The 21,352-nt window shown below is 38.5% G+C and carries 20 protein-coding genes and 1 tRNA gene; 10 read left to right on the top strand and 11 right to left on the bottom strand.

Going from position 1 to position 21,352, the window contains the following annotated elements:
• Positions 1 to 39: 39 nt before the first annotated feature.
• The 9 genes from ABFU83_RS11475 to ABFU83_RS11435 all read right to left on the bottom strand — a co-directional run bounded on the left by ABFU83_RS11475 (position 40) and on the right by ABFU83_RS11435 (position 13,783).
• On the bottom strand, positions 40 to 471 hold the full coding sequence (locus ABFU83_RS11475) for a hypothetical protein (protein ID WP_347066079.1): 432 nt from the start codon (positions 469 to 471) through the stop codon (positions 40 to 42).
• Between the two features lie 114 nt (positions 472 to 585).
• Positions 586 to 5,109, bottom strand: coding sequence for a LamG-like jellyroll fold domain-containing protein (locus tag ABFU83_RS11470; RefSeq protein ID WP_347066077.1), 4,524 nt, complete (start codon positions 5,107 to 5,109; stop codon positions 586 to 588).
• 86 nt (positions 5,110 to 5,195) lie between these two features.
• On the bottom strand, positions 5,196 to 9,230 hold the full coding sequence (locus tag ABFU83_RS11465; RefSeq protein ID WP_347066075.1) for a M14 family zinc carboxypeptidase: 4,035 nt from the start codon (positions 9,228 to 9,230) through the stop codon (positions 5,196 to 5,198).
• 314 nt (positions 9,231 to 9,544) lie between these two features.
• Positions 9,545 to 10,042 (bottom strand): molybdopterin-binding protein, encoded by a 498-nt coding sequence (locus ABFU83_RS11460; protein WP_347066074.1) that lies wholly within the window; start codon positions 10,040 to 10,042, stop codon positions 9,545 to 9,547.
• A 2-nt stretch (positions 10,043 to 10,044) separates the two neighbouring features.
• A complete protein-coding gene (locus tag ABFU83_RS11455) occupies positions 10,045 to 10,779 on the bottom strand; it encodes a sulfite exporter TauE/SafE family protein (protein WP_347066072.1) in 735 nt (244 codons plus the stop codon).
• A 204-nt stretch (positions 10,780 to 10,983) separates the two neighbouring features.
• A tRNA-Glu gene (locus ABFU83_RS11450) sits at positions 10,984 to 11,055 on the bottom strand.
• A 383-nt stretch (positions 11,056 to 11,438) separates the two neighbouring features.
• Entirely contained in the window at positions 11,439 to 12,620 is a 1,182-nt protein-coding gene (locus ABFU83_RS11445) for a S24 family peptidase (protein WP_347066071.1), read from the bottom strand.
• Positions 12,621 to 12,669: 49 nt separating this feature from the next.
• Positions 12,670 to 12,993, bottom strand: coding sequence for a hypothetical protein (locus ABFU83_RS11440; RefSeq protein ID WP_347066069.1), 324 nt, complete (start codon positions 12,991 to 12,993; stop codon positions 12,670 to 12,672).
• Between the two features lie 58 nt (positions 12,994 to 13,051).
• On the bottom strand, positions 13,052 to 13,783 hold the full coding sequence (locus ABFU83_RS11435; protein ID WP_347066067.1) for a S24 family peptidase: 732 nt from the start codon (positions 13,781 to 13,783) through the stop codon (positions 13,052 to 13,054).
• 531 nt (positions 13,784 to 14,314) lie between these two features.
• Between ABFU83_RS11435 and ABFU83_RS11430 the strand changes: the two genes are divergently transcribed.
• The 9 genes from ABFU83_RS11430 (at position 14,315) to ABFU83_RS11390 (ending at position 19,371) form a co-directional block, all read left to right on the top strand.
• Complete coding sequence (locus tag ABFU83_RS11430) at positions 14,315 to 14,521, top strand: hypothetical protein (protein WP_347066065.1); 207 nt, start codon at positions 14,315 to 14,317, stop codon at positions 14,519 to 14,521.
• A gap of 610 nt (positions 14,522 to 15,131) precedes the next feature.
• Positions 15,132 to 15,365, top strand: coding sequence for a hypothetical protein (locus ABFU83_RS11425; RefSeq protein WP_347066063.1), 234 nt, complete (start codon positions 15,132 to 15,134; stop codon positions 15,363 to 15,365).
• 11 nt (positions 15,366 to 15,376) lie between these two features.
• Positions 15,377 to 15,634, top strand: a complete 258-nt coding sequence (locus ABFU83_RS11420; protein ID WP_347066061.1) for a hypothetical protein — start codon at positions 15,377 to 15,379, stop codon at positions 15,632 to 15,634.
• 1 nt (position 15,635) lies between these two features.
• Complete coding sequence (locus tag ABFU83_RS11415; RefSeq protein WP_347066060.1) at positions 15,636 to 17,432, top strand: hypothetical protein; 1,797 nt, start codon at positions 15,636 to 15,638, stop codon at positions 17,430 to 17,432.
• A gap of 39 nt (positions 17,433 to 17,471) precedes the next feature.
• Entirely contained in the window at positions 17,472 to 17,672 is a 201-nt protein-coding gene (locus tag ABFU83_RS11410) for a hypothetical protein (protein ID WP_347066058.1), read from the top strand.
• 20 nt (positions 17,673 to 17,692) lie between these two features.
• On the top strand, positions 17,693 to 18,022 hold the full coding sequence (locus tag ABFU83_RS11405) for a hypothetical protein (RefSeq protein WP_347066056.1): 330 nt from the start codon (positions 17,693 to 17,695) through the stop codon (positions 18,020 to 18,022).
• An 86-nt stretch (positions 18,023 to 18,108) separates the two neighbouring features.
• The gene (locus tag ABFU83_RS11400) at positions 18,109 to 18,378 is read left to right on the top strand and encodes a hypothetical protein (RefSeq protein WP_347066055.1); all 270 of its coding nucleotides are present in this window, start codon (positions 18,109 to 18,111) and stop codon (positions 18,376 to 18,378) included.
• 27 nt (positions 18,379 to 18,405) lie between these two features.
• A complete protein-coding gene (locus tag ABFU83_RS11395; RefSeq protein ID WP_347066054.1) occupies positions 18,406 to 18,708 on the top strand; it encodes a hypothetical protein in 303 nt (100 codons plus the stop codon).
• Positions 18,709 to 18,951: 243 nt separating this feature from the next.
• Entirely contained in the window at positions 18,952 to 19,371 is a 420-nt protein-coding gene (locus ABFU83_RS11390) for a hypothetical protein (RefSeq protein WP_347066052.1), read from the top strand.
• A 159-nt stretch (positions 19,372 to 19,530) separates the two neighbouring features.
• Here the strand turns inward: ABFU83_RS11390 and ABFU83_RS11385 are convergent, their stop codons facing one another.
• Positions 19,531 to 19,929: a hypothetical protein gene (locus tag ABFU83_RS11385; RefSeq protein ID WP_347066050.1), complete on the bottom strand. Its 399-nt coding sequence runs from the start codon at positions 19,927 to 19,929 to the stop codon at positions 19,531 to 19,533.
• Between the two features lie 120 nt (positions 19,930 to 20,049).
• Between ABFU83_RS11385 and ABFU83_RS11380 the strand changes: the two genes are divergently transcribed.
• Positions 20,050 to 20,298 carry a hypothetical protein gene (locus ABFU83_RS11380; RefSeq protein WP_347066048.1) on the top strand — a complete coding sequence of 83 codons (249 nt, stop codon included), beginning with the start codon at positions 20,050 to 20,052 and terminating at the stop codon, positions 20,296 to 20,298.
• A gap of 441 nt (positions 20,299 to 20,739) precedes the next feature.
• Here the strand turns inward: ABFU83_RS11380 and ABFU83_RS11375 are convergent, their stop codons facing one another.
• A complete protein-coding gene (locus tag ABFU83_RS11375) occupies positions 20,740 to 21,237 on the bottom strand; it encodes a hypothetical protein (RefSeq protein WP_347066046.1) in 498 nt (165 codons plus the stop codon).
• Positions 21,238 to 21,352 lie beyond the last annotated feature (115 nt).

Here is a 21,352-nt window from a genome sequence, read left to right as displayed (position 1 = left end):
AAATCAAAGTGTGTAAAAGTAGAAATCCTTTAATGACGCTTAGTTTTTATATTTAAAATTTTTCCCACCTTCCTGCACTTCAATTTTTGAGATGCTGTCGAGAGGAATACTCTTGGTTAAACTGGGTATAAAACGGGAACGAGATGCTTTTAAAATATCGTTTTCTAAAACGACTGTATCAAAGTAAAAAATATATCTTTTTCCGTTTTTATGGGTTATCCGCATCTCGAGTGAAGGCGAATTGGGAATCGTTAGGAAATTACCTTCTTTATCACGTACGACAAGATTCTTAATATTATTCGCTTTATAGCTTAAGTTTCCATATAACAACGGGTTGTTTATCTGGACTTCTTTGGTTTCGAACTGTTCGGTTTTAGTGAATTGTTCTTTAAAACTGTCTGTAGGTATTGTATAGGTTTTACAGGAAACAAAAATAAATAAGGATAATAGGATTAGGGCTTTGAATCGCATTTTGAATGTATAAAGAATGAGCAGTTTTTATTTGAATCACAAAGGTACAAAAGTAACTCTGATCTAAAATGAGATCAAAAAATAAGCCTCAATTATTGAGGCTTATAATAAGAGTTATTTAATGATGGTTTTCCTACTGATCGAACCTTTGTTGGTGTCGACTTTAATAATATAGGCTCCGGTGCTGACATTATGTACCGGTAACAAAATTTCACTCTGTTCCAGCGTGTTGGTGCGCCACGAACTGATTTGTTGGCCTAAAATAGTATAAAGACTTACGTGTTCAACTACGGTATCGGCCAGATCGTTTTTAATACGGATCTGATTATTCCCCTGCAGATACGTTACATTTATGTTTTCGAGCGTGTTATCGGTAACCGAAAGTCTTTTTATTTCGAAGCATAAGTAGAAACGATTGTTGTTTTCGCCAGCTGGTATGGCTATTTCAAAAGCCGAGTTACGAATGTCATAGTAATGACCGGTGCTGTTATCATGAATGTAAATCGGTTGCTCCGGATTGAAATTTTCCAACGCATCCACTTCGATTTTTATCATACCCGGGTTGTCCGTTTTTACGTATAGCGGGTAGAAAGAAGCACTATTAAAATGACCAACTCCCTGAATTACCAGTTTTTTGTCGCCCAAAAGGAATAACATATCCTGCGGTAAATCCTCGTCGATTACAATACCGTCATAACCGTAATCCCAGCCATCGGTAGCCATATCGCCCATAAAAGCCAATAGAATCTGACGGTGGTTACCGGTATTCGACGTAAAGCCTAAACGGATTTTACTGTTTGAAGTCACTGTTACCGGATCGTTATCGTTATTGTTAAAATGATCCGAAGTTGGCATGGCTGTTATGGCGGTATTCGTATTGCGGAACATCACGTTCGATGTGGCAGCATCTTCTTTTACAAAAGCCCTTTGGTTGTTGTTAAATACAATTGTTCCGCCCGTGGCATTGGCGCGTATAAAAAAGCCTAATCCTACAGGGATAAAGCGTCCCGGTATGCGGGAACTGGAACCTTGCCCGCTGATACCCGGAGGAGAAACCGGAGGTGTTCCACCGGAAAGATTACGAGTTGCGTAGCCACCCTGATACTGTTGCAATATGTGGGTTGTATTGGTAGAATAATGTTCCCAGAAATAAATTGTACCGTCGGTCGTTGCTGTATTGTCTGTAATAAATTGCTGCGCATCTAAAGCCGAAGCATATGGGTTACCGCTCAGATTAATATTGTTTGGCGTTATGGTATTGGTAATACGACCGTTATACGGTTTTCCGACAAATACATAATTCTGAGTAGCTGTAGCGGCACCACTTCCTTTTAGAGTAAATCCGCTGGAAGGTGTGAGCGTACCGGTTTCGAATATTTGTGTCCAGTTGGCATACAAATCGGAAAGGTTCTGAAATTTATAAATCCAGTATCGCGCCAGACTGATCGGTGTGGTAGGAGAACCGTCATATCCGTTTACCCAGTTGATAGTAGCCGGAGCCGCCGCATTGGTACCGTCTCTTAATATACCCGTTACGGTATAATTATTGTTATTGGTAGTGGCATTGATAGGACCAACCGGCGACGACCAATAGTTGTAATTGTATTTATTAGACTGTCCCTGTTGATCCCGTTCAATCGATCCGGAACTGGTTGGATCCAAATCGGAGTTATAGGTTTGTACCAATTGGGAACGGCCTTGCAGGTCAATTTTACCGTTTAATCGTAAAAAGTGACTTACCTCTATTTTAGAATCGTTGGTTGCAAAAACTGTATTGGCGTTTACAAAAAAGCCTAACATGGTTTTATTCCCGGTAGACGTTATATCGTGGGATGTTCGTACAATATTCCAGTCGATGGAGGTCGTACCATCTACGATTGATAGTGAATACGGTAAATCCTGAGTTGTACCATTAGTCCACGTAGCGGTATTGCTCCACAAACCGGTTGCATTACTGTCGTAAGGCATTGGTGCCGTTTGCGTGTTGATATCGATCTTACTTGGATTCACAAGGTTCCCCCGGTTCTTATTTAAGGAATTATCATTGATATGCGTTCCGATATACGAATTCATCGAATAGTAGGCCATTAAACTCGCCCATGTTAGCATGCTGATATCATTTTTCGTCACCGTCGACGGCATGATTTTACCCAATGTATTCGCTCCGGAACTTGTAATTTCCTGATTCATAATATAGCGAATTTCACTTACAGATAGTCCACGGTTCCAGATACGCAATTCGTCGATATCACCTTTAAAGATATTGACAATACTGTTTTTATTGCGGTATTCCGCACCAATGGTAAAAATACTGGTGGTAGCTGTAGGAGCCGCCATTGTTGCGGATCGATCCAATACCCCGTCGATATAAAGACTTAGCGTTCCGGCATTGTAAACCGTCGCGATGTGATGCCAGCTATTATTCGGAAGCGTCGTATTCGATATCAGGGAACTACCGTTCCATTCCATACGGATTTTGTTATCGTTTTGGATAACCAGTCGGTAGCCGGTTGTTCCATTGTGTTTGGAAACAATTGTCTTGTCGGATGCGGCATTATTGGCTCCCGTAGGACGTGCCCACGCCATGATGGTAAACGCACCGGTAAGGTCGTTTTTGTTGTCTACGCGAACGGCATCGTCTATACCGTCAATAGTGATATGACGTGATAATGTTACTTCGTGTGCCACACCAAAAGCGATGTATTTGGTTCCGTCGAAATCGTAGAAACATTCCTGATTGGTTCCATTGGTGTTTAGAAAAACCATATCAATACCGGTTGTAAAGGCCGCATCACTTGCGATGATCATCACATAAGCATCATTTCCGGAAAGTGCCGGCAAGCTGGCAAGATCAGTGGTTGCTAAGGATACTTTTACAGTGGCTACATCACCACCGGTTTCCACGACTTTCCATCGTTTGTTGGTGATATCGGTTGTGGTTGTCACCGTCGAAGGGCCGAACGTAACGGTTAACGGTGTGGAGCTGGTTGTCATACTCTGACCGTTGCTTCCCCAAACCAGATATTTTCGGTCGGCATCAAAGGTATTGGTATTGGCCGAATTGGTGGTTAAGATATCGCCCAATCCCATTGTAATTACCGCACCGGAATTGATACTTTTGGATTGTTTCTGATTTAATTGTGCCGCATCGTCGCGTCCGATTCCGGCAATATCATAGTTAAAACCGGTTGGCGCAATGTTCCAGATCGTGGTTCCGGCGGAGTTTACATAATTCTGGCTCACACCGTTTGTTCCCAAGGTTATTCCATATTTTATAGCCAGATAGGATTCGATACGGTTACGTTCGGTCGCATCGTTTTTTCGTGCCGAATAGGAGATTACCTCAGCGATACGACCACCAAAACTACCGTCAAAAACCTGACTTCTTCCCAGCCAGTAACGACGGTTTTGTAAGGTAATCCATTTTGGAACACCTACTTCGGTATTCGAAATACTCAAAGCATTACTGTATAATTCCTGTTTGGTAGCGGTACTGTTGTGACGACTGTTAATAATGTTAACTCCGGTATACGTACCGTTTAATTGAGCCAATCCGTATCCTCTCTCGTTGACATCGGTGGGGGTTGGTTCCGGTGTGCTTCCGATACAATAACTAACCACCTCATTATCGAAGCGTATGGAATATTTTCCAAAACCAATTCCGGTACCATCTTTTTCGTAAGGGTTTGTAGCTGAAGACTGCGCGCAAAATAAATCGACACTGGGCGAATTGGGATCAAGAATGGCCGGATTGTCATTGATCACCACAATAAACAGGTCGTGGGAATAAAAACCGGAGGTACTCTGCATTTCGGCTCTGTTCGAAAGATAGGTATAGTTGGAAGCAGAAGTAGCAGGATTATTTCCAAATTCCACTACGGGATTGAAATTAATGTTTTTGGTTGCACTGTTACGGTAAATCGGACGTACGGTTAGTGCGGCATTAGAGGCATCGATTACTTTGGCATCGTTACCTTTACCGCGATCGGTCCAGATATTCACATTGGTACCATCGGTTCCTACGGTCGATCCATTCACCTGATCGGCCCGTAACCAGGTTTCCAGATTGGCGGTAATTCCGCCCGGACCGGTAGCAATGGTATTGTTAATAGTCCCGGTGATGGTTACATAATCTATAAAGAACTGCCGGGAAGTACTACCGGTAGTCGTTACAAACCGAAACTGACTTGTTGCCGAAAAAGTTGATGAGGTCGAAAAAATGGTTCCGAACAGGGCATGATAATTGGTGTTGTCATTAATGTCCCGAACATTGGTACCCCCTCTTTCGACTACTCTCACATCGGTCCAGGCTGCAGTGGCATTGTCGCGGTATTGCAGCGTTATTTTATCTGCGCTATTGAGGTTATTTCCTCGGACAAAGAAACTGACATCTATTTTATTATAACCACTGGTACTAATAACCGGAGAAGTGATAGAACTCCCGTTAACCGGGATCTGTGCTTTATAAGTTCCTCGGTAGGCATTAGTAGTCGTTAGGGTTGCTCCGGAGAGCGTCCAGGTTGAAGTAACTTCGAAATTCTCCTGATGGAGTTGCGTGGTTTGTCCCGATACTAATTTAGGTAAAAGGATGATTACCAATAGCAGTAATTGCCTTGTAATAGATTTTGTTGATCTCATAGGGGTAAGTAGTTTTGTTCATAAGTTTATATTATTGGGGCTTTAGTTTGGTTGTCTATAGGCTCCCTTTTCAGAGAGCCTGATAGTTATAGTACTTTTTTGAAAATAGTCTGGTTGGAAGTAGTAATTACTTTAACCAATAAAACGGCTTCGCTGGTAAATAGGTTGGTTGTAAAAGTCGCCGTACCAATTTTCGGAGACTGATAAATCAATCTTCCTAATAAATCATATACCGATACCGACTGTAAATCTTCTTTAGCCGATTGTACCGTTATGGCATTGTTGTCTTTGTAGATACTGATGGGAGCATTATCGGCATCAAAATTCGGGTTGTTTAGTAAAGTATTTTTAAAGACCAGTTCAAAACGGTTATTTGTGACACCTTCTTCAGTTGAAAAGCTATAATTGTTCAGCTTCAGATCGTGTACGATATTCAACAGCTTGTCTTTTACAAAAATAGTTTGCGAACCATTGAACAATCCGTCGAAATGATCAATAGAAATAGTATAGGTTCCGGAAGCAGGTAGGTTAATCCCTAACGGAACACTGTCGTTGTCGTCAAACGGAACCGGACGTCCCTGGATGGCATAGGCGTCGTTTCCGATTGTACTGTATAAAGCAGCACCACTGGCGCCAAAATCTTTTGCATCGATACCATAATCGGCTTCAAAAGTCGCTCCGGTCATATAACCGATCAAAATCTGACTAAAGGCATCGTTTGCACCGCTCATGTTTAACCAGATACGGTGTTTTTCAACAGCATCCTGCTCCACCATTGCCAGGGTGTGGTTGCTTTTAAAGAATTGATTTGCATTATTGATCAATCTCATGTTGTTACGGAAAGCAATACTTCCGTTGGTTACGGCATTCACAAGGAATCCCTGTCCGACCTGAATAATACCGTTTGGAACAGCACCACCGGCCTGAGCCGCAGTTCCACCCAGTTTGGTGTATTTCGCATAATTGTTAAGCGGATATAAACCGGTTGAAGGACTGGAAGGGGTGGCATGTGTCCAGAAATATAAACTTCCGTCGATAGTGGTGTTTACTGTTCCGGTACCGCTAATATTGGCGTTGATAAAATCAATCGCATTTATTGTAGAGGGATAAGGATTTCCAACCAGATTATAACCGGTAGTCGCACCGCGCTGTACGGCAATATTGATGTTTCCGTTGTTTAAAACACCGGTAAAATGACCTGGATAAACGGTTGGAGTGGTTGCACTCCAGTTATTCGGCGTACGAATCAGGTATCCTTTGGCCGCTGTAAAGGAATTGGCACTCGGATTAATCGTTTCATATGCACCGATTGGTCCGTTTAGCGGATTATAAATATAAAAACGGTTGGTCAGGGTTTGTGGTGAAAAAGCCAGTAGATTCTGAGCCGCCACTGGCGAAGCCCAATTGGTATAATCCAAACGGATCATCGGGGAACTGTTTCGGTAGACATTACTGTTACCGGTATTGGTGGCATTTTCCACCTGTACCAGATTGGCATTATTCTGAATAATCAGATTGGCAGTAGGCGCCACGGCAACTTCACGGTTGATGATAAAGTTATGACCCGATTGGATCGTAACAACAGCCGTGCCGTTAATGGTAAGCGAGCAGGCTTCCAGATTGGCCGATGAGGTGAAATTCCCGTTTATGATCGCGTGTACGTCGTTATTCGGAGCATTATTACTCCAGCTACTGCCATTCCAGGTGGTAGAAGTAGCGCACGGAACACCCTGTATCGTAAAGTTGGTAGTTGGGGTTACGAAGTTGTTACAGGTGTTGATCACACTTACAGTTGCGGTACCGTCATTGGCGATATCGGCAGCGGTAATAGTAGCCGATAATTGTGTATTGCTGATAAAAGTAGTGGCTTTATTGACACCATTCCATCGGATAATCGATTCACCGCTTACAAAATTGCTTCCGTTTACGGTCAGCGTAAAGTTGGAGCCACCTTCCAAAGCAGTATCAGGCGTTATTGAAGTGATAGCCGGATCCGGTTTTACGGTTACCGGAACTTCTTTTCGGGCACTTTTTAGTGGTGCGAATTTCCAGTTGAAAAACTGAAAGAACGTTCCGGTTCCGCTATTACTTTTAATACTAACGATGTTGTTGGTCATCGGATAGGTAATACCGGATGTGGCAACAGTAAGGTTAAAACCATTGATCTCACGGGAAACCAGTCGCAGGTTGTTTTGAGCCGGGAGGTAAAAATCCAGATCAATCTCCTGTGTTGAGGTGGCAGTAATACGGATCACTTTCGATTCCAACATCGCACCCGAACTATCCTGTAGTTCGACTAATATTTCTCCGATTGCACTGGCTCGTACACTAACCGATTTTAATCTCGTTGGCGTTGTACAATCGAATACAAGATATTTGTTGGCTACGGTTGCTTTAGCAGTTGCTGTCCCTGTTGGTGTAGCTGGTCCTACATTTGAAAGCGCCACTTCACGTTCCACAAAATACGAACGCGTAGCGGTTAAAGCCGGAGTAGTATAGGAAGTCCCGGTTGCCAGCGCTGTTGTACTGTTTGCGGTATCATACCAACGGATTGTACCGGAATCGGCTGTAGACAAACTGGCTGTTTTTCCTTTACAGATTGTAGGACTGGCTACAGTTGGTTCGGCGGTAGTAGCTACCATCTGTACATTTAGAATGGTCGTCGCATTATTCGTAACTGTTGCCGCTAAGGTTTGTGAAACATAACCCGGAGCTTCAAAAGTGATGTTGTAATTTCCGGCGATCAGCAATTTGTAATAATCACCGTGAAGGGAACCGGTTTTAACCCAGGCACCTTTTAAATCGTAACCCGGAATATAAACTTTAGCGTTAATCGGATTACCGGAGGCATCGGTTACTTTTCCTTGTACGCCATAATTGGCCTGTTTAATATGGTCTAAAAAAGCTTGTTTATTATAATTCCAGAAATTAGGAAGTTCGGAAGCGGCCGGAAACTTCGTAGTCGAGATCTCGATGGTTACTTCTTTATTGTGCATATAATAATTGTTGTAATCCTGACGGCCACCGCTTACGGTATACCAAAGCGAACCATTGGTAGTTCCGGGATACTGACCGGCAAATACGTCGTCCATATAGCCGTTGTTATTACTGGCGGTCTGACAGGATTGTGCATAATTTTTGGAGATAAACTTAAAATAATTATCGTGCGGATGCAGGTGATTAGGCGAAGCATAGGCGTCCCAAGGATAATTCACTACCTCAACACCACCGTGGAAATTGGCTGCCATCACAAAATTTCTGGTTTTTTCAAAAGCAAGGAAGGCCAGTGTTTCCGGCTGATACGCATAGGTATCCGGGTGTAACCCGTTTAGCGGATCCGGATAATTTCGGTTTAAATCCCTTCCGTTAGCATTGGCTCGGGTAGCTGTGTTGCCGGTTGAATTCATCACATCGTTCCCGGCGGTTTTAAAAGAGCCATCCGGATTGGAAAGCGGACTAATATAAATTTCGGTGGTATTGACCAAGTTGGTTGCTTCCGGGTCGGTTCCGTAACGGGTAACCAGATAATCGATCAGACGCATCATCAACGGGAAACCGGTGATTTCGTCACCATGCATGGACGAAGAATAGAAAAATTCCGGTTCGGCCTCATCGGTCTGACAATTGTCGGATATTTTTAAAATCCACAAATTACGGCCATTAGGAGTACTACCAATGTTTTCCAGCTTACATAAATTGGGGTATGTATCAGCATAATACTGCATTTTTGCGACATATTGGGAATATGTCGGATAGGCATCCCAGGTAGTATCCCATTGTGCATTCGGAGCCATGGCACTTTTGCTGGCTTCAGCACCTGGAATTTCATTATCTGCAGTGCTAACCTGAAACGGAATATTGTATTTGAGGAATTTTTCAAAATCAAGTTTATCGGCATAAGCCTCAGCTTTCAGATCGTCTTGATTGACCCTTTTGTGACTTAACGACAAAAAAGAAGCCAGCTTTTTAAACTGCAGTTGGTTGGCAGCCTGAAAAGTGAAAATAACTTCTCCTTTGGTTTTTAAATAATGTTGTGCTTTGGCAAGATTTGTTTCTGTTTGGGCAAATACATTAGTTAAGGAGGATAGTAGAAATAAAATAATTAATGTAGTTTTTTTCATATAATTATGCTTTTGGGTTTTCAAAATTAATGAAAAAAAATTAACATAACTTTATATGTAAGTATTGTTTATTAAATAAAAAAATACAGATAGTTGTGTTATTTTAAATAAATGATGTTTTATTGTTATCAAAAGGTTATTTTAAGATTCAACAGTATGTATAGTAAAAACAACAAATTGTAACAATGTGTTATTACAAAATGTGATATATTTTTATAAAAATACAAATTTGTTTGATGAAGTGTGCTATGTTTAAGTGTTAAATGCTAACTATTACGGTAAAATGAGAATAAGAAATAGTATGATAATCGGAGTTATTTAACCCGTTCGATTTTGATGCTTTTTAAATTTTTTACATAACGTCTTCCGGTGGCGAAATCGGTCGGTGTAAGAATCACGATGCCGTCTTTTTGAGATGAAGTGGGAATGCCGTTAACTTCGGTTAGAATTAAGGTATGTTCGCCGGTAGGACTGTTAAAAAGTTCATTCCAGGAAAAAACGACTTTGTATCCATCGGACGCAATACAAACAATGTAGTATTCACTTAGTGCTTTTGGTGATGGAGTATCAAATGCTACGTCGCTTAATAGTTCTTTAAGAAGTACACCTTTACAGTTTTTTAGCGTGCTTTTGTATTGAAGTATATGATTCAGTATTCGAAGGCTGTCCAATGAATGCATAGTATAGGTTTTAAGATGCTCGTAAGTCACAATAACGGGTTTGGCGGTTGGTGTTTCCAGAGTAATGCTATTGGAATTCTGAGCGATACCGCTAAATCCGAGAAGAAGGAGTAATAGTAGTAGTTTTTTCATTGTTATGCGGTTGTGAATAATAATTTGTAGGAAGCCATTACCAATACTGTGACAAGCAGATATTTTAATGCGTCCTGATTGAATTTTCGGGCACCTAGATAAGCACCCAACATTCCTCCGGTAAAAGCAATAATGATATAAAAAGTCATGTCGGTTGTAATGGAAACCTCCTGAGTGAGCATTCCGGCCAGTCCGGCGAGGGAGTTTACAAATATAAAAGCAGCACTAATGGCTGCGGTTTGTTTTTGGTTGGTCCACTGTAATAACAGTAAAATAGGTGATAAAATGATGCCGCCGCCAATACCAATCATTCCGGAAAACAGTCCGATGCTACCTCCGGTTATAATCGCTACAGTCCGATTGCACGGTTTTAGATGTGTATCAGGCGTGTTTTTAAAAAAGAAAAAACGCAGAATTGGAAATAACAATAAAAAACCAAGTATGCGTTTGTAGAGTGTTGCTTCTAAGTGAATCATACCGCCAATAAAGGCCATTGGGATGGAAGCGCTGGCAATGGGAAGAAATATTTTTTTTAGAAAATAACCCCGTTTGTGATATTGGATAAAAGAAGTGAGTGATACAAAAAGGTTTAAAATAAGTGCGGTTGGTTTCATTTCTGCCGGAGTAATACCATATAACGCCATTAACGCGAGATAGCCACTGGCACCGCCATGTCCAACCGATGCATATAAAAAGGCAACGAGGAATAGGATAAGATAAAAAACTTCCTGTGGCATGACTGGGTATTATACAAGTCTGCTAAATTTAGTGCTTTCGTAGATAAGGAAAGCAGGAGCGGTTTAAATTGAACTTAATCTGACCGTAAATGTCTTTTTGTGCGGTATGATACTTTTAACGGTTGTTTTGATTAAAGGATGAGGTGTTGGTTTTATTCTAAAAAAAAAGAGCTCACAGTATCACTGCAAGCTCTTTTACTTTTGTAGTCCGTAGGGGAATCGAACCCCTGTTACCAGGATGAAAACCTGGCGTCCTAACCCCTAGACGAACGGACCGTAATCTCAATAAAAACAGTATTAACCGCGTAATACTTTTCGTAGCGAAGACGGGAGTTGAACCCGTGACCTCAGGGTTATGAATCCAAATAAAAAGCCTTTACGCTTGTAAGTAATTGGAAATCAATAACTGTTTTTATTGAGTTTTGCACAAAATGTATGCGGCTTTATATTCAGTTTTAACTATATTATTTTGTAAGCTATGTTTTTTAAATTCATTGTATTAGGCGCCGGAAGCGTATATCGAGTAGGTTGTTTTACCCTTTTACATTACGCGGCTTGCCTTTGTGTTTTTTTATTTTTTTTGTTGTTGTCCTGGGGGAGTGGCCTGCTTTCTGTGTAAACACTATTCTAAATAATTGGGGATATTCAAAGTATTTTTGTCAACTCATGGAATTAATCCGGATACTTGCTTTGACTAGCGCCATGGCATTAATATTAGCAATTGATATATCCTTGTCGTCGTAATTTGTATTTTGACTTACCAATTTTACAAAATCGTCTCCGCGGTCGCTCTTTTGTACGTACTTAATCGTAATCATCTCGTCGCTTTCCGTCTTAAAGCTGATTAGGTACATTTCGCCAAAAAATATACTTTCCCGGATATTATGAACCTGTTTGTACATGATTATATCTCCACTTTTTAAGAGCGGGTACATAGAATCGCCGGTTATGTAAATTGCGCCGTCGCACTTTGGCAAGTTGGGGATTTGGATATGATTGACCGGCTCGTTTTCATACGAGTCATTAAATAAAGCAACTATCCCAGCGGAAGCTTCTATATTGTATAGCGGTATTGCCTGGTTGTCAACTAGGTGATCTGATTTTGATTTAAAAACATTTGTAGAAATGTTTTTTTTCATATCTCCGTTACCGGTTAGCAGCCATTCGATACTTATATCAGGATAATTTATCAAAATCTTCTCTATAGCATCGGAATTTAAACTCCCCTCTTTAGCTTTTCCTTTAAAACTACCATAGGTCATATCTATAGACTTCAGGAAAAACTCTATACTAATATTTTGCTTTTTGGCAAAATACAGCACCCTTTCTTTGATGTTATTTTTTTTCTCTAAGGACTGTTTAAGCTCCTCATTGGTAGTCATTTCTCCTTTTCCGGTTAATATCCAGTTAGGGTTATATTGAGGAAAGGTTTCGACAAGTTTAATCAGCCACTTACACTGAATGTCTGTGCTGTTAGCTATAGCCTTGGACAGAACCCCCTTGCTTGCTCCAATTTTTTGTTCAAGCTTGTAAATTGTAATGCCTTCGCTGTTGGCTATTTGTGAAAAAACGTCTAACACGTTTCTCTCGGGTAAGGTCTTTGGTTTGATATTTTTGAATTCTGTATTATTTATCATCTCTCCATGTCCAGTTAGCAGCCAATGTGCATTGAGGTCTTCGCATGAAAACAACAATTTAGACACGTTGTCTAATGATAAAAAACCTCTTTTTCTTGCTTTTCCTATCAGGCCGTTTGATAGGCCGCTAATTTTAGTTAGCTTATTATCATTTAGCCCTTTGAAATCAATGTATTTATCCAGTCTTTCGAAAAAATCGGTCATTTTGTAGTTTTTAAGAAATATAGACGGCTTTCAGCTTGTGAGTAAGGGTTTACTTGAATTTTATTAAAATTCCTTTAAAATTTTGGCCGGTTCCGTCATCTTCTAGAATTATTCCATCAAACTGTATGCTTGATTTTTGTGTTTTTTTTACTAGTTTCTTTTTTAGTGTTTGATAACTCATGCCATTGTAAAGTGTTCCTAGTTTTTCCTCTCCAACAATTTCATAATTTTTATTTGTTGGTTGGCAGTCGGAAAAGATCAATTTGCCTTCATATTCGTTAACCTCTGCTTGTTTGTTGGGGTTAAACACGTTGAAAGCTAAAATGAAACTAACGCTTAAGCCGAGCGTAAAGAAAAGTATGTTTTTTTTCATAAATTATATTTATAAAGTTTTTCGAAAGTTATGCAATTCTGATTAAAAATGCCTATTGTTAACTCATAGAGTTTATTCGGATACTAGCTTTGACTAATGCCATCGCGCTAATATTGGCTATTTGTATATCCTTGTCGTGATGGTATTTATTTTGACTGACCAGCTTTATGAAATCATCTCCTCGATCGCTCTTTTGCACATACTTAACTGTAACCATTTCGTCCCCCTCCACGTTGAAACTGATTAGGTACATTTCACCAAAAAATATATTTTCTCGGATATTATGAACCTGCTTATACATGATTATATCTCCGCTCTTTAAAAGTGGATACATTGAGTCTCCAGTCACATAGATAGCTCCATCGCACTTCGGTAAATTAGGAATTTGAATATAATCGACCGGTTTAGCTTCTGAGGAATCGCTAAACAAAGTAACTATTCCTGCCGAAGCCTCTATATTGTAAAGTGGGATTGCTTGATTTTTAATTGTTCTGTCGGATTTTAGTTTAAAAACAGAGGCGTTCTCAATTTGTTCACCCCTTTTGCTTTTTAACATTTCTCCTTTGCCAGTCATGATCCAATCCGCGGAAACATCTACAAACTTGTTTATAATCGCTTGTGTTATTTCGAATGAAACAAGTGGGTATTTATTGCTTCTCGAATCAATGCTAAACAATCGATTAATTCTAGGTTGACTTACGCCTATTTCCCTGCTAAATTGCAATTCATTACCGTTGCAATAATATTTTATTATCTCCTTAATTCTTTGATTTTCAATAGGTAATGACATATGCTATAAAAATGTTTATATATTTGCTTTGAAATTAAAAACTTGTTTATATATTTGTATTGTAAAACTGAAACAATACGGAATTGCAACAACGGCAATTCCGATAAAAAACGGAAAATAAAAGTAAGCTATTTGTACCAAAATGTACCAATAATAAAAATTTTTTTTCCGCTCAAAAAAAAGGCAATGTAAAGCCGTTGGAAAGCACCGTTTAAAAGGTGTTTCCAATTGAACATTTTGATTTTTTGTAAGACAACTATTATGCCAATAAATGTATGATTAGTAGAGTAGAGCAGGATAAGATAAAAAAAGTACTGGGTTCGAAATATTCCCCGGTAATTATCGACCGCTTAAACAGGCGGAAAATTACAAACACAAAGGGTAATCCATATTCCCCGGAATCAATTCAAAAGATTGTTACCGGAAAAATAGAAAACCAACGTGTTGAACTTGAGATTGCAAAGCTTGTTTTTGAAACGGCAGAAGCAAAAAAGAAAACGGAAAAAGAAAAACAAAGGTTATTAAAATAAAATGATACAAGCAGAAACCGCATATAACATCGTTCAGGCGCTCACTCCCAGTGAGTTTGAAAGATTATGCGGAATGATGCGAGTTGAAAAAATTGATAAACCTAAAAGAAAAATAAAAAAGAAAGCCTGTCCTGTAGAAGCGGCCGGCTGGACCAAAGAGAATGTCATTAAAATGTTGTTGGCCAATTTCGCTAACAAAAAACGTTAATTGAAATCTTGAACCGCTATAGACAAAAAGAACGGGATTGCTTCGATATGTAATAGACATGATGCTGTCGCATTACGTTGAGATGGGCCTCTTATTGAATCGTTTTTTTAGTGCATTCATGATTTAATGGGGCGAGTGGTTGGCAGACCCGGCTTTCAGATATAGCGGTTTGTTTTTTATTGAAAGAAGTTATTTGAAATACTTGGAACCGCTTGAAAAGGATAGAAACTACCCTTTTCGTTTATTAGATTTTATTTCGGTTGTTGGCAATAACAATTCCAACAGCAATACCTAAACAAAGGACTGCCAACGCTTGCGATGTGCAAACTGTAAACCTGAAATTAAAATCGTTGCTAGTAATACTAATTTGAGTAGTATACATAGTCGAGTACCGCAAGGTTTTGGTTCTCCTTGCGTATTTTTTAAAAGCGGTTTCAAGTTTTTTTTGAGAATACAAGCAAAGGTTTTGCAAAGACAGGTTCGAGTCCTGTTATTCTCACATCGGGCGCAATGCGTTTTTTAATTCCCCTAAGCATGGGAGTAGCTGAAAGTTTGGACGCCGACACTACTCCCTACGCTATGGGTTAACCATCTAAATATTGACAAGTAAATGGAAAAAATTTTACATCAAAGTATTGCAAAGCTTTTGCAACTGGAATTTATTGTTGGTTGTTTAAACCATGATTGGAACTTTGAACAAAAAGTTGTTCAAGTTTCTTTTACAAATATAGACGAATTTGACTTAAAAGCAACGCTTAAATGTATTCCGGTAGAATGTATCTACTCAATCCGGATAATACCAGGCACAAATACCGCATTCATCTACCTTAACGCTTTACCTTAAAATTTATAGTTATGGAATTTACAGACAACTTCAATTGTCATGTTATGGCATGGCCTACATCGGAAAAAGAATACAAGCTAAGGTCTCTAATTTCTTTTTTAGTAAAGAAAAATGAAAAGGTAAATCTTAACGATACTGTAAGCATTGTAAAAGCCAACACAAAAGGAAAACAAAACACTACATATCGTATTTGCGAGATTCAATCGGATAGTAAAAGCCATCGCACCGGCTATCGTCAAATCATATGTAAAATAGAGAAGCTTAATTAACATGTCAAATAATATCGATCCCAACGCTGTAATCAACAGCAAAGTCTTTGCAATGCTTGGCGGAATCGGCTCAACCGAGAACCGTGGTAAAGGCGCGCAAAACGATGCCGACAAGCAAAGCATTGCCGAAACAAACAATACTTGCATCATGGCCGTTTACCCGGCCATGACCAGCGAGTGCATTGCGGCTACAATGGATAATTTCCGCTTGTTTGTGCCAGGTTACAACGCTAAGGTATTTGAAGAAAATATCGCCATTGCCAACCATAATAGCGAGGTTATTGAAAACATAAAAGACCTAAACCCGGTACAAGCCGGATTTAGACGCGTCTTTATGCTTAAATACGGCCGGTGGACAAAGTACCTGGATAAAAAAACACTTGAAATCAAAGAGCGTTACCAGCTTAATGATATGAATGCGCGCGAGTACAACGCCCTTGCAACGGAGTTTTGCAACACCTACGGCAACATCGTTGAACTAATGCCTTTGCAGACCATAAAATACGCTACGGAAATGTTTTTCATGCAGTTCCTGCATGCCTACAACGGCCAGTTGAGCAAGAAAAACGCGATCCATATGAAAATGAACATCGCTTATAAAAAGCCACTGCCGCCGGTAGAGATCAATAGCTTGCAAATAACGAGCCTTACCCGAAATGGAGTAAAAAGTATCAACGTGTGCAAGAAAACCGTTAGAAACCACCGCAAACGCCTTGAAGAAGCCGGAATATTGCTTGATTATAAATATCAAGGCTTTTACCGAGGTACTTTACACCAATTCAACCCGGAAATTTTGCAAATCATTGACCTTGCAACCGGAAAAAATGCCAACACTGAAAATCAGCGCTTTACCTCCCCGAAAAGGAAAGAACTTACTGAGTTCAATGATACTACTGGAACAATAAAAGATCAGTATGAAATAAAAGAGAATGTTGATAACAGTTCTCTGTCCAAAAGGAGTTCGCTCGGTTCCTCGCTCACGAGTTTTAATTCTACTTTCTACCGGAACACCGGGTGCAATGTGCTGAATATTTCACCAGGGGGCGCGGCCGAAAATGTTAAAAATGATGCGGTTGACACGGTAGAACTGACAGTGAGTGAAAAATTACAGCGATCGATCATTCACCCGCAGCAATTGGCTGAAGAATTAGCCAGCGGTGAACATTGGGATTATTCACCGATAGATATCCGGGTATTAAAGGATGAAGCTTACGGAGGAACAATGACTACCGATGAGTTTAAGCAGTTATTGATCCAAGACTTTTTAAAAACGTCAGCGAAAATATGGCGTGGAAAACGGGTTTATGTTGGCTCTTGGAAAAATGCGATCAATATTTTTTATGATCAATTTTTTGTGAATGGTCAAAATAAAACATTTGCCAAACAATACCAGTTTGATTATCTGCAGGAATACCGCTGGCGAATTAACCATGCTCGTAAATGGTTCCTGTCTAAACCGGATTTTAACCCGCTATTCCCGTCCGATTATTTCGACCGTACTCGAACCGATCGTAAAGAAGTTGGTTTCGGCTACACAACAAAAGCCTGGAACCGCCATTTAAAATACATGGAAAACCGTGCGGTCAAGCAGCGCAAAGCGGAAAATAAAACACAAACCCGAAAACAAAGCCTATCCGCTGCCAAAGCGGTTGAAACGAAAATCAAGCTGTATCTGAAAGGACGTGTATCGGTTGAGAACCTATACAGCTTTGTTCAAAATAAATACCCGGCATTCCTTGATAATCTTTCGTCGATGGTTTGGAAAATACAAAGTTATAACCTCAAAAACAATAATTAATCAATGGCCTTTGCAAGTAAAGAAAAATCACGTATTAAGATGGTTGCATTAACAATCAACGGTGTGGACAACATCACCTGGTATTCGCCGGAGCGCGGCAATTCAAAACCGGATGATGTGATTATAAACGGAATGTTGTCGCGATTTAAAAACCGGCCGGAAATTAAATACGTGAACAAAATCCAATTTTTCAATAATACGCCTGGTGGCGCGATGATTAGAGAGTTTCAGGTACGATAAACTAAAAAAAAACGGTAGTAATGAAAAAAATCACACTTCAAAACCTTGCGGTATGCGATTTATGGTTGTTGCAAGATCGGATAAATCAAAAAATAGAATCCCTAAACGCTAAATCGCTCGATGATTTATTGAAAATGGACCTGTTACGAGACTTGTTTTTTGATTTGAGAAGAAAACAGGAACAGTCAAAAAACAAGCAAAAAAATACAGTTTCCCTACGCGTGAGTATTGCCGTTGTTTTATTGGAACTCCTTTGGGAATTAAGAAAAAATAAAAACAGAGGTGAATACGAAAAATATTTATTCAATGATCTATCCGATAAAATCTATAATCAAATAGTCAATCTGTAAAAAGTAGATTTTTTATAGTGCTGCCCAGCTGGATATCCAGGATAAAAAAAATAAAAAAATCTACAATTCAATAACCGTAATTGAAAATGATAAAAGAAACAGCATACATCCGAAAATTTTCTGAAAGACAAAAAGCAGAATTGCAAAGGATTTCAGATCAGACAGGGATTAAATCAGTGACCAAAATTCTTTTCTACGTCTTGGAAAAATTTTCAGAGTTGCAACAAGACAAAGCCAGGTTGCAACGGATAATCGAAATGAAGCAAAAAAAAATTGAACAAAAACAAAACGAAATAGACTTCTATAAAAGCCACGCAAAAGCAATACAAGAATTAAGCGCGAAATTAAATATGTAGAATAACCACCCAAGCCAGCTGCCAAAAATGAAAGAATTATACAATATCAGAACCAAGTCCCAACTATACCGGCTTTATCGATCGCAAATGCCGGAACGGGAAATAAGAGCCGAGATCAACGAAATAATACGCGAACACCGCCCGAAAAATACCTTTCCGGATCGGCCGCATTTTGCTCGCGCACTCAGAACGATAGAGGTAATTACTTTCATTGATGTAAATGGTACGCCTGACGGTTATAAGCTGTCGGAAGAACTGCAACACAAACTAACCGAGTACCGGAAAGAAGTTTCGGCCGGTAAATCAGTTTTAAAACAAAAAAAAATCTAAAACCATGAAAACAGCAACAGCTTTGGAAAAGCAAACGGAAAAACAAAGATTAAGCAAAAGTCCATTGTATGGATTCAGGAGACCAATAACGAATGATTGCGGTACTTGGTGTAATTGTTTTATTCCGAACCTTGTAAAGTCAGGGGTTGAATCAAAACAAGCTTATTGTTTACGATGTGGAAATTATTGGTATAACTAAAACTGCAAATTTTGCAAAAACCGAAAAAAAAACTAATCAGACTTATGACAAAACAAGAAAAAATACAGCATGCTTACGGCGGCCAATGGGATCGCTTAAAAGACAAGATCGACGATAACGGTTGGTCGACTGAAAAATTAAGTTACGAAGGCTCCGACGGTGATACTTATGGCTTTTTCGATTACGATTCGAAAGACTTTAACGGTAAAACAATGTACCGGCCATTTGATTTAAGAGGTATTGAAGATAACAACGGTTGGTTTGAAATAAATGAAAACACGGTTTTCTCACCTGGGTTATATTGGATTGTATGTGAATTTTATTTGTTTGGAACTTTAGATCGTAAATGCATTGCACATTATGTTGATAAAAGTAACCCTAAGTTTTATCAAAACAACGATAAAACAACCAGATACACGCATTATAAAAAAATACCTGAACCAACAAAACTACCACTTTATTAACCAATAAACATTTAAAACTATGTTAGACTTTTTATATCCTTTAGGCCTTTTTTTATTAATACTCGTATTAGGGTGTCTGTTTGTTATTACTGTTATTTTCATTCTTGCAAGTGCTGGCAGAATACTTGAAAAAATTTTAGAAAAATATGATATGTAATCTTATCCTCTAAAGTTGTTGGAATTAAAATTACCGATGGTATAGCCAATAATAGAACCAAACAAAGTACCAAGAGTGCAATTATCTATTTTGTCGTAATAAGACAGTAATAATACAGAACCCATTATTATGATTAGTATTATTACTTCCTTCCAAAATTTTCGGGTAGTAAACTGTAGGTTTAATTTGTTGAATTCATTCTGTGCCTTTAATTTTTCAACCTCGAGAGTTTCTCCTATTTTCTCTCGTTCAATTTGTGACCTTGCCTCTCTATCAGCTTTTTTGTCAAAGAAATTGGTAATTGTTTCAACCAAGGCATTTACGTTTATACTCTTTAAGAGTTCAATTAGCAGTGTGGAATTATTGTCTTTAGACTCTGTATTTTCTGTATTGTTTTCCATGTTTTTTTTATTCAAAAAAAGCATTTTACCACAATAAAGACAAGAGGTAAACATCTAAAAATATCAAAATCAGTAATAATACGCATCGAAATCAGTGTTAACCCTTAATCAAAAAAAAACATGCTTGAAAACGTTCTAAAAATAATCGACAACATCTATTTCAAAATGATCTACTTCCTGTGTTTAGGTTATACAGTGATGTATATACAGTTTTGGTTCAACAATCTTAACGATCCGCCATTTGAACAATTATCGGCGATCGTGATAAAGTTTACCGTAGCCGCAACGGTGTTTGCAATGATCATTGCAAGTGCTGTTTTGATAAAAGAAAAAATAATTAATCAACAAAAAAGAAAAGGTGGTCGCTAGGACCACCTGGTTTCAGGGAGGAATTTAACTCAATGGAGTTTGCCTTTTTATTTTAAATGATTTCTAACAAAAGTTAGACTAAGATAATAAAAACGCTTAAAAAACACAACTTTTTTAAAAATTAAACTATTGAAAATATGTTATTTACAATTTATTTGCTTCATCGGTATGTTTATCCTTGTATTTGGAGTATTCTTTCAAAAAGAGATAAAGAAGTAATTATTAATCAATAAAATCATAAAATATGCTACTTACACTTTCTTTGCCGAGTAATTCTCATTTTGAACAAAATCCTGAAAACGCTGATATTATCATATTCTGTACTGTAATGCTTTTACTTCAAGGTTTATTGACTCTGCATTATTTTAAACATCGTTTTTGTGGTTGTAAAAGAGACTTCTGGCCGGTTCTCAGAGATTCTTTTTTTGTGGTGCTCGCACTTTATCTTCTGCTTATTTTCCTTTTGTATTTCAGGTAATCGATGTAGGCTAAAAACCTAAGAAAGCCTATAAAAGCAAAAATTATAAAGATAAAATAAAAGATATGCACCCTAATAAAGCAATTAATAATCATAAATACTAATAGAAAAAAAATGGAATCAACCGCACTTCTTTTGAATATCGTTTTAGGATCAGGACGTTCGTATTTTATATAATCGGTTTCTTTCATATCATTTGGTGCCTTCATTAATGCGCTAGTTAACATTAAATAATTTGTTCTGTAAACATTCATTATGTACCAAAGTGCAGAAACTACAATACATAAAATTAAAACTATATAAAAATCAATATCGCTAAACATATTGTCTCCAATAGGTTTTATCATACTTGGCCAAAAAAAATAAGCGCTGACAAAAAAAAGTGGAGTTAACAAAAGTGTTGCTATGATGATTGCTTTGTATTTGTACTCCAAGCTAGTAAAATCTTCAAATTTAAACATGTTCTTATTTTTTAAATTTCACTCGCAATTTCAACAAACCTTTGCAAAGTTGAAATCAGTATTTATACGTAAAAAAACAAGTGAGAACACGTATTTTTTCACTTAATAGTTAATA

This window comes from Flavobacterium sp. WV_118_3 (genome assembly GCF_039778605.1).
GTDB lineage: Bacteria > Bacteroidota > Bacteroidia > Flavobacteriales > Flavobacteriaceae > Flavobacterium.
Note: the sequence above shows the minus strand (reverse complement) of the source record. Positions and strands in the feature narration are given on the sequence as shown.